The organism is Streptomyces panaciradicis (assembly GCF_023516615.1).
GTDB lineage: Bacteria > Actinomycetota > Actinomycetes > Streptomycetales > Streptomycetaceae > Streptomyces > Streptomyces panaciradicis.
The window spans coordinates 1-6,631 of record NZ_JAMGBF010000218.1 but is presented as its reverse complement, the minus strand read 5'-3'; the positions used below and the strand labels follow the sequence as shown (position 1 = coordinate 6,631).

Sequence of the window (6,631 nt, the reverse complement as noted above, 5' to 3'; positions counted from 1 at the left end):
GTTCCCGCTTTTGTTTCGCGGTTCCCTTTCCGGCGTTTCCGACTCTATCAGATCCTTTCGGCTTCTGATTCCCCGTCAGAGGGGGTTGTCTTCCCGGCTGTTGGGCCGTTCCGACGAGTGAGACTTTAGCGGATTCCCGGCCCCCGCGCTAATCGGCGGCCTGCGTCCTTCGAACGCGGATTCCTCATTTCGCGAATACGCATGCCAATAAAGCGACGGCGGCCTGATGGACAGCAGTCGAGTAGTGGTTGGTACTTGCGGAATGGCTGTCCGGGGACCGACCGGAGTCGGCTCTCACGTCGGACAACTCGAAGTACCTTACGGACCCGCCCGGGGCGTGTCAACCTGCGGACAGACGGCATCCCCGAGGCGTACGCTCTGTCCCATGACTACGCGTACGTGCACCCAGCAGTGGTGGGCCGCCTGACGGCGGCCGACTCACGTATGCACCAACGGCCGCCGCTTCGGCGGCCGTTCTCGTTTCTCCCTCCAGAGCTCCGGAGGGCCGGCCGCCGGAGCGGCGGCCCGACCGAGAAGGAGTGGAGAGATGGCACGGGTCTTCAGCGGGATTCAGCCGACCGGGCACCTGACGCTGGGCAACTACCTGGGGGCCATGCGGCGGTGGGCCGAGGTCGACCAGCATCAGGCCGACGCGCTGTTCTGCGTGGTCGATCTGCACGCGCTGACCATGGACCACGACCCGGCGCGGGTGCGCAGGCTCAGTCGGCAGGCCGCGACGCTGCTGCTGGCGTCGGGGCTGGACCCCGAGCTGTGCACCCTGTTCGTACAGAGCCATGTGGACGAGCACGCGCGGCTGTCGTACCTGCTGGAGTGCGTGGCCACCGACGGCGAGATGCGGCGGATGATCCAGTACAAGGAGAAGGCCGCCAAGGAGGCCGCCCGGGGCAGAAGCGTGCGGGTGTCGCTGCTGACGTATCCGGTGCTGATGGCGGCGGACATCCTCGCGTACGGGACGGACGACGTGCCGGTGGGTGAGGACCAGGCGCAGCACGTGGAGCTGGCGCGGGATCTGGCGGTGCGGTTCAACCAGCGCTACGGGCACACGTTCACGGTGCCGCGGGCGACGCTGCCGGCGGTGGCGGCGCGGGTGATGAACCTTCAGGAGCCGGCGCGGAAGATGGGGAAGTCCGACGAGTCGGGGCTCGGCGTCGTCTATCTGCTGGACGAGCCGGACGTCGTACGGAAGAAGGTCATGCGGGCTGTGACCGACAGTGGGCGGGAGGTCGTCTACGACCGGGACGAGCGGCCCGGGCTCGCGAATCTCCTGGAGATCCTGGCCGCCTGCACGGGTGGGGACCCGGAGGCCCTGAGTGGTGCCTACGAGTCGTACGGCGCCCTGAAGAAGGACACCGCCGAGGCCGTGGTCGAGGTGCTGAGGCCGCTGCGGGACAGGCACCGCGAGCTGTGCGCCGATCCCGGTTATGTGGAGGGGGTGCTGCGGGCCGGTGCAGGGAGGGCTCGGGCGATGGCGCGGCCGACCGTGGATGCCGCCTATCGCGCGATCGGGCTGCTGCCCGCCGTCCCCGAGGAGGGGGCGGAGGCGGAGGCCGGTGTGGTGCTGAACGCGGTGCGGTAGGCGCGCGGGCTGGTGGCGAGGCGCGAGGCGAAGTGCTGGCGCATCGTGACCTCGCTGCCGAAGCCGGCGCGGCGGGCCACCTCGGGCATGGGCAGGTCGGTGCGTTCGAGGAGTTTCTGGGCGGCGGCGACGCGCTGGTCGAGGAGCCAGCGCAGCGGGGTCGTTCCGGTCTCCGCGGTGAAGTGGCGGGCGAAGCTGCGCGGTGACATGCCGGCGTGGGCGGCCAGGTCGGCGACCGTGAGCGGCTCGTCCAGGTGGCGCAGGGCGTGTTCGCGTACGGCGGCGAGGGTGTCGGCGTCGCGGTCCGCGCGGGGTGTGGGGTGCTCGATGAACTGGGCCTGGGTGCCGGTGCGGAAGGGGGCGGTGACCATCGAGCGGGCGATGGTGGCCGCCGCCTCGGCGCCGTGGGAGCGGCGTAGGAGGTGCAGGCAGAGGTCGATGCCGGCGGCGGTGCCAGCGGCGGTCCAGATGTTGTCGTCCTCGATGAAGAGGGCGTCGGGGACGACGGTGACGTGGGGGTGGTGGGTGCGCAGGAGGTCGACGAGGTTCCAGTGGGTGATGGCGCGGCGGCCGTCGAGGAGGCCCGCCTGGGCGAGGGTGAAGGCTCCGCCGCACAGAGCGGCGATGGTGGTGCCGCGGGCGTGGGCGTGGCGGAGGGCGTCGAGGACCGGGGCGGGTGCGGGGGTGAGGTGGTCGTCGAGTCCGGGGACGACGATCAGGTCGGCCCGCGGCAGCCAGTCGAGGGTGCGGTCGGGCAGGAGAGCCATGCCGCCGCGCATCGGGACGGGGGTGGCCGGGTCGGCGGCGACGCGGCGCAGGTCGAAGGCGGGGGCGCCGCGGTCGGTGCGGTCGGTGCCCCAGACCTCGGTGATGACGGAGACGTCGAAGGCGCGGATGCCGGGGAAGGCGAGGAGGGCGACGCGGTGGGCGGGGGCGCCCGGAGCACTGGCCATGGTTGGCAGTAAACCATCGATCGCTGTCTTTTCACCTGCTGGGGCGTGGGGGCGGGCGGCGGCAGGATCGTGGGCATGGAGATGGCGAAGAACGCGGCCCTGGTGGTCGTGGACGTGCAGAAGGGGTTCGACGAGGCCGGTTTCTGGGGGCCTCGGAACAACCCGGGGGCCGATGACAACATCGCGGCGCTGATCGACGTATGGCAGTCGACGGGGCGGCCGGTGGTGTTCGTGCGGCACGACTCCTCGAAGCCGGAGTCGCCGTTGCGGCCCGGCTACGAGGGCAACGAGCTGAAGGAGTACGTCGAGGAGAGAAGGGGGAAGGGGGCCGGGCCCGAGCTGTTCCTGACGAAGAGCGTGAACTCGGCGTTCCTCGGGACGCCGGATCTGGGGGCCTGGCTGCGGGAGGCGGGGATCTCGCAGTTCGTGCTGGCCGGCATCCAGACGAACATGTGCGTGGAGACGACCGCTCGGATGGGCGGGAATCTCGGGTACGAGGTGGTGGTCGCGTACGACGCGACGTACACCTTCGACCTGGAGGGGCCCTTCGGCTGGCGGCTGAGCGCGGACGAGGTGGCGCGGGCGGCGGCGGTGTCGCTGCACGGGGGCGGCTTCGCTCGGGTGGTGACCACGAAGGAGCTGCTGGACGCGGCGGGCGCGTGAGCGCCGCCCCCGGCGGGCGGGGGTCAGTCCTTCTTGCCGGAGGCGAGTTCGCGGCTGCGGTCGCGGGCGGCTTCGAGGGCGGCGATGAGGGCGGCGCGGACGCCGTGGTTCTCGAGCTCGCGGATGGCGTTGATGGTCGTGCCCGCGGGTGAGGTGACGTTCTCGCGGAGCTTGACCGGGTGTTCGCCGCTGTCGCGAAGCATCACGGCCGCGCCGATGGCGGACTGGACGATGAGGTCGTGGGCCTTGTCGCGGGGCAGGCCGAGCAGGATGCCGGCGTCCGTCATGGCCTCGACCAGGTAGAAGAAGTAGGCCGGGCCGGAGCCGGAGAGGGCGGTGCAGGCGTCCTGCTGGGACTCGGGGACGCGCAGGGTCTTGCCGACGGCGCCGAAGATCTCCTCGGCGTGGGCGAGGTGTTCGGCGGTGGCGTGGGTGCCGCCGGAGATGACGGACATGGCCTCGTCGACGAGGGCGGGGGTGTTCGTCATGACGCGGACGACGGGGGTCCCGGCGGCCAGCCGCTCCTCGAAGAAGGAGGTGGGGATGCCGGCCGCGCCGCTGATGATCAGGCGGTCGGCGGGGACGTGCGGGGCGAGTTCGTCGAGGAGGGTGCCCATGTCCTGCGGCTTGACGGTGAGGATCAGGGTGTCGGCGGTCTTGGCGGCTTCCGGGTTGGTGACCGGGGTGACTCCGTAGCGGGTGCGGAGTTCTTCGGCCCGCTCCGAGCGGCGGGCGGTGACCAGGAGGTCGGCCGGGGCCCAGCCGCCGCGGATCATCCCGCTGAGCAGAGCTTCGCCGATCTTGCCGGTGCCGAGGACTGCGACTTTCTGGCTCATGCAGTCATCCTCGCACCGGCGGTGCGGGGCCGGGGCGGCTGTCCGGGTGGCGGAACGCCGCCGCGCGGGCCGCTATGCCGTGCGCCTCCTGAGGGTGGCGGCGCCGAGGCCGAGGACGAGCAGGGCGCATCCGGCGACGATGAGGGCGTCGCGGACGAAGGCGGTCGTCATGTCGGTGTGCCGGAGGACCTCGTTCATGCCGTCGACGGCGTAGGACATGGGCAGGACGTTCGAGATGCCCTCCAGGACGGGCTGCATCTTCTCGCGCGGGGTGAGCAGGCCGCACAGGACGAGCTGGGGGAAGATCACGGCCGGCATGAACTGGACGGCCTGGAACTCGGAGGCGGCGAACGCCGAGACGAACAGGCCGAGGGCGGTGCCGAGGAGGGCGTCGAGGAGGGCCACCAGGAGCAGCAGCCACGGTGAGCCGATGACGTCCAGGCCGAGGAACCACAGGGCGAGTCCGGTGGCGATGGCGGACTGGACGATGGCGAGGGCGCCGAAGGCGAGGGCGTAGCCGGCGATCAGGTCGCCCTTGGCCAGGGGCATCGCCAGGAGGCGTTCGAGGGTGCCGGAGGTGCGTTCGCGCAGGGTGGCGATGGAGGTCACCAGGAACATCGTGATCAGCGGGAAGATGCCGAGCAGCGAGGCGCCGATGTTGTCGAAGACCTGTGGGCTGCCGTCGTAGACGAAGCGGAGCAGGAACAGCATCAGGCAGGGGACCACGAGGAGCAGAGCGATGGTCCGGGGGTCGTGGCGCAGCTGGCGCAGGACGCGGGCGGCCGTGGCGAGGGTGCGGGAGGCGTTCATCGGACGGTCTCCTTGCGGATGCCGGTCGCGGCCGCCTGGTCGACGAGGTGCAGGAAGGCGGCTTCGACGGTGTCGGTACGGGTGCTGGTGCGCAGGGCCTCGGGGGTGTCGTCGGCGAGGATCTCGCCGTCGCGCATGAGCAGCAGGCGGTGGCAGCGCTCGGCCTCGTCCATGACGTGGGAGGAGACGAGGAGGGTGGCGCCCCGCTCGTCGGCGATGCGGTGGAAGAGGTTCCACAGGTCGCGGCGCAGCACCGGGTCGAGGCCGACGGTGGGTTCGTCGAGGACCAGCAGTTCCGGGGTGCCGAGGAGGGCGACGGCGAGGGAGACGCGGCTGCGCTGGCCGCCGGAGAGGTTGCCGGCGAGGGCGTCGGCGTGCGAGGTGAGGTCGACGTCGGCGATGGCGCGGGTGACGTTGTCGTGGCGGCGCTCGGCGGCTGCGCGGCCGGGGTCGAGGATCGCCGCGAAGTAGTGGAGGTTCTGCCGGATCGTCAGGTCGTCGTAGACGGACGGGTCCTGGGTGACGTAGCCGATGCGGGAGCGGAGGGAGGCGTCGCCCGCGGGGCGGCCGAGGACTTCGAGGGTGCCGCTGACCTTGGCCTGGGTGCCGACGATCGAGCGCATCAGGGTGGTCTTGCCGCAGCCGGAGGGGCCGAGCAGGCCGGTGATCTGGCCGTGCGGCACGGTGAAGCGGAGGTCGCGGAGGACCTGGCGTGCGCCCCGGACGACGCTCAGCCCTTCCGCCCGGACGGCGGGTTCCTCCCGGGTCGTCTCCGGGGGGTCGGTGCGCGTGGACTCGTAATTCATCATGTGCTGAATAATCCTCTCGGCCGCGTTTCCGCGTCAAGGGCCGAAGTGCTACGAGGACGGGGCACGGCCCCTCGGGGGCGGAGGGACCGCCCGGGATCAGAAGGTGGCGACGATCAGCAGGACGTCGTACGTCTCCTCGACCGTGCCGCCGGGGAAGGACCGCAGCAGGTGCTCGCGCTCCTGCGCGAGGAAGGCGGCCGTGGCCTGCGCGCCCTGCACCAGGAAGATCGAGTGGCTGCCGATGTTGGCCAGATGGGTGTCGACGGAGACCGTGCGGCTCCAGCGGACGACGCGGTGGGCGTGCGCGGGGACCTCGTCGACGCCCTCGAAGGCGAGTGCCGTGCGGACGGTGGCCGCGCCCTGCTTGTTGCCGTACTCGCCGCGGAAGTGGTGCCGGATGCGGTCGCCCTGCTCGGCGATCCACGGGACGTCGAACGCGTCCCGGTTCCACCACATCGCCAGCGCGCCGCCGGGCCGCAGCACGCGCCGCGCCTCGGGCAGCGAGCGGGCCGGCCGCGTCCAGTGCCACGCCTGGGCGTAGGTGACGAAGTCGACCGAGGCGTCCGCGAGCGGGAGGGCGTCGCCGTCGCCGAGGACGAGCGGGACGCCGGGCAGGGCGCGCCGGAACTCGGCCGCCATGCCCTCGCCGGGCTCCACGGCGACCACCTCGGCGCCGCGGGCACGCAGCAGCCCGGTCGCGATACCGGTCCCGGCCCCCACGTCCACGACCCGGGCGCCGTCGAGCGAACGGCCCGCCAGGTCCTCGACCGCGTCGAGGAGGGCGGGCGGGTAGGAGGGGCGGTTGGCCGCGTACTGGGCGGCGGCGACGTCGAAGGAGCGGGCGCGGGTGGTGCGGGAGGGAGCCGTCATACGGCCATGGTGGCGCTGGTGGGTCGCGGGGGCGGGGGTTTGCGGTGTGCGGGGCTGGGGCTTGGGGTGCGGGGGGGGCTTTGCGGTGCGCGG

General features: G+C 71.9%; 7 protein-coding genes. 2 read left to right on the top strand and 5 right to left on the bottom strand.

The window, feature by feature from the left end; translation table 11 throughout:
• The first annotated feature begins 547 nt into the window (after positions 1–547).
• The gene (trpS, locus tag M8J74_RS41490; protein WP_249841346.1) at positions 548–1,597 is read left to right on the top strand and encodes a tryptophan--tRNA ligase; all 1,050 of its coding nucleotides are present in this window, start codon (positions 548–550) and stop codon (positions 1,595–1,597) included.
• On the opposite strand, the gene M8J74_RS41485 is transcribed toward trpS, so the two are convergent.
• A complete protein-coding gene (locus M8J74_RS41485; protein WP_249841345.1) occupies positions 1,513–2,550 on the bottom strand; it encodes a GlxA family transcriptional regulator in 1,038 nt (345 codons plus the stop codon). The two genes, trpS and M8J74_RS41485, sit on opposite strands and share 85 nt — an antisense overlap.
• 75 nt (positions 2,551–2,625) lie before the next feature.
• On the opposite strand from M8J74_RS41485, the gene M8J74_RS41480 reads away from it, so the two are divergent.
• Positions 2,626–3,213, top strand: coding sequence for a cysteine hydrolase family protein (locus M8J74_RS41480; RefSeq protein WP_249841344.1), 588 nt, complete (start codon positions 2,626–2,628; stop codon positions 3,211–3,213).
• A 23-nt stretch (positions 3,214–3,236) separates the two neighbouring features.
• Here the strand turns inward: M8J74_RS41480 and proC are convergent, their stop codons facing one another.
• The 4 genes from proC to M8J74_RS41460 form a co-directional block, all read right to left on the bottom strand.
• Entirely contained in the window at positions 3,237–4,049 is an 813-nt protein-coding gene (proC, locus tag M8J74_RS41475; protein ID WP_249841343.1) for a pyrroline-5-carboxylate reductase, read from the bottom strand.
• Between the two features lie 72 nt (positions 4,050–4,121).
• Positions 4,122–4,859 (bottom strand): ABC transporter permease, encoded by a 738-nt coding sequence (locus M8J74_RS41470; RefSeq protein WP_058923970.1) that lies wholly within the window; start codon positions 4,857–4,859, stop codon positions 4,122–4,124.
• Entirely contained in the window at positions 4,856–5,668 is an 813-nt protein-coding gene (locus tag M8J74_RS41465; RefSeq protein ID WP_249841342.1) for an ABC transporter ATP-binding protein, read from the bottom strand. Before M8J74_RS41465 ends, M8J74_RS41470 begins: the two co-directional genes overlap by 4 nt.
• Positions 5,669–5,764: 96 nt before the next feature.
• Positions 5,765–6,538, bottom strand: coding sequence for a class I SAM-dependent methyltransferase (locus M8J74_RS41460; RefSeq protein WP_249841341.1), 774 nt, complete (start codon positions 6,536–6,538; stop codon positions 5,765–5,767).
• Positions 6,539–6,631: the final 93 nt, after the last annotated feature.

What these genes read in the sequence shown, in the direction of transcription:
- M8J74_RS41465 (WP_249841342.1), bottom strand. Translation starts at nt 5,668, where the DNA reads ATGATGAATTACGAGTCCACGCGCACCGACCCCCCGGAGACGACCCGG.
- M8J74_RS41460 (WP_249841341.1), bottom strand. Translation starts at nt 6,538, where the DNA reads ATGACGGCTCCCTCCCGCACCACCCGCGCCCGCTCCTTCGACGTCGCC.
- M8J74_RS41470 (WP_058923970.1), bottom strand. Translation starts at nt 4,859, where the DNA reads ATGAACGCCTCCCGCACCCTCGCCACGGCCGCCCGCGTCCTGCGCCAG.
- proC (WP_249841343.1), bottom strand. Translation starts at nt 4,049, where the DNA reads ATGAGCCAGAAAGTCGCAGTCCTCGGCACCGGCAAGATCGGCGAAGCT.
- trpS (WP_249841346.1), top strand. Translation starts at nt 548, where the DNA reads ATGGCACGGGTCTTCAGCGGGATTCAGCCGACCGGGCACCTGACGCTG.
- M8J74_RS41485 (WP_249841345.1), bottom strand. Translation starts at nt 2,550, where the DNA reads ATGGCCAGTGCTCCGGGCGCCCCCGCCCACCGCGTCGCCCTCCTCGCC.
- M8J74_RS41480 (WP_249841344.1), top strand. Translation starts at nt 2,626, where the DNA reads ATGGAGATGGCGAAGAACGCGGCCCTGGTGGTCGTGGACGTGCAGAAG.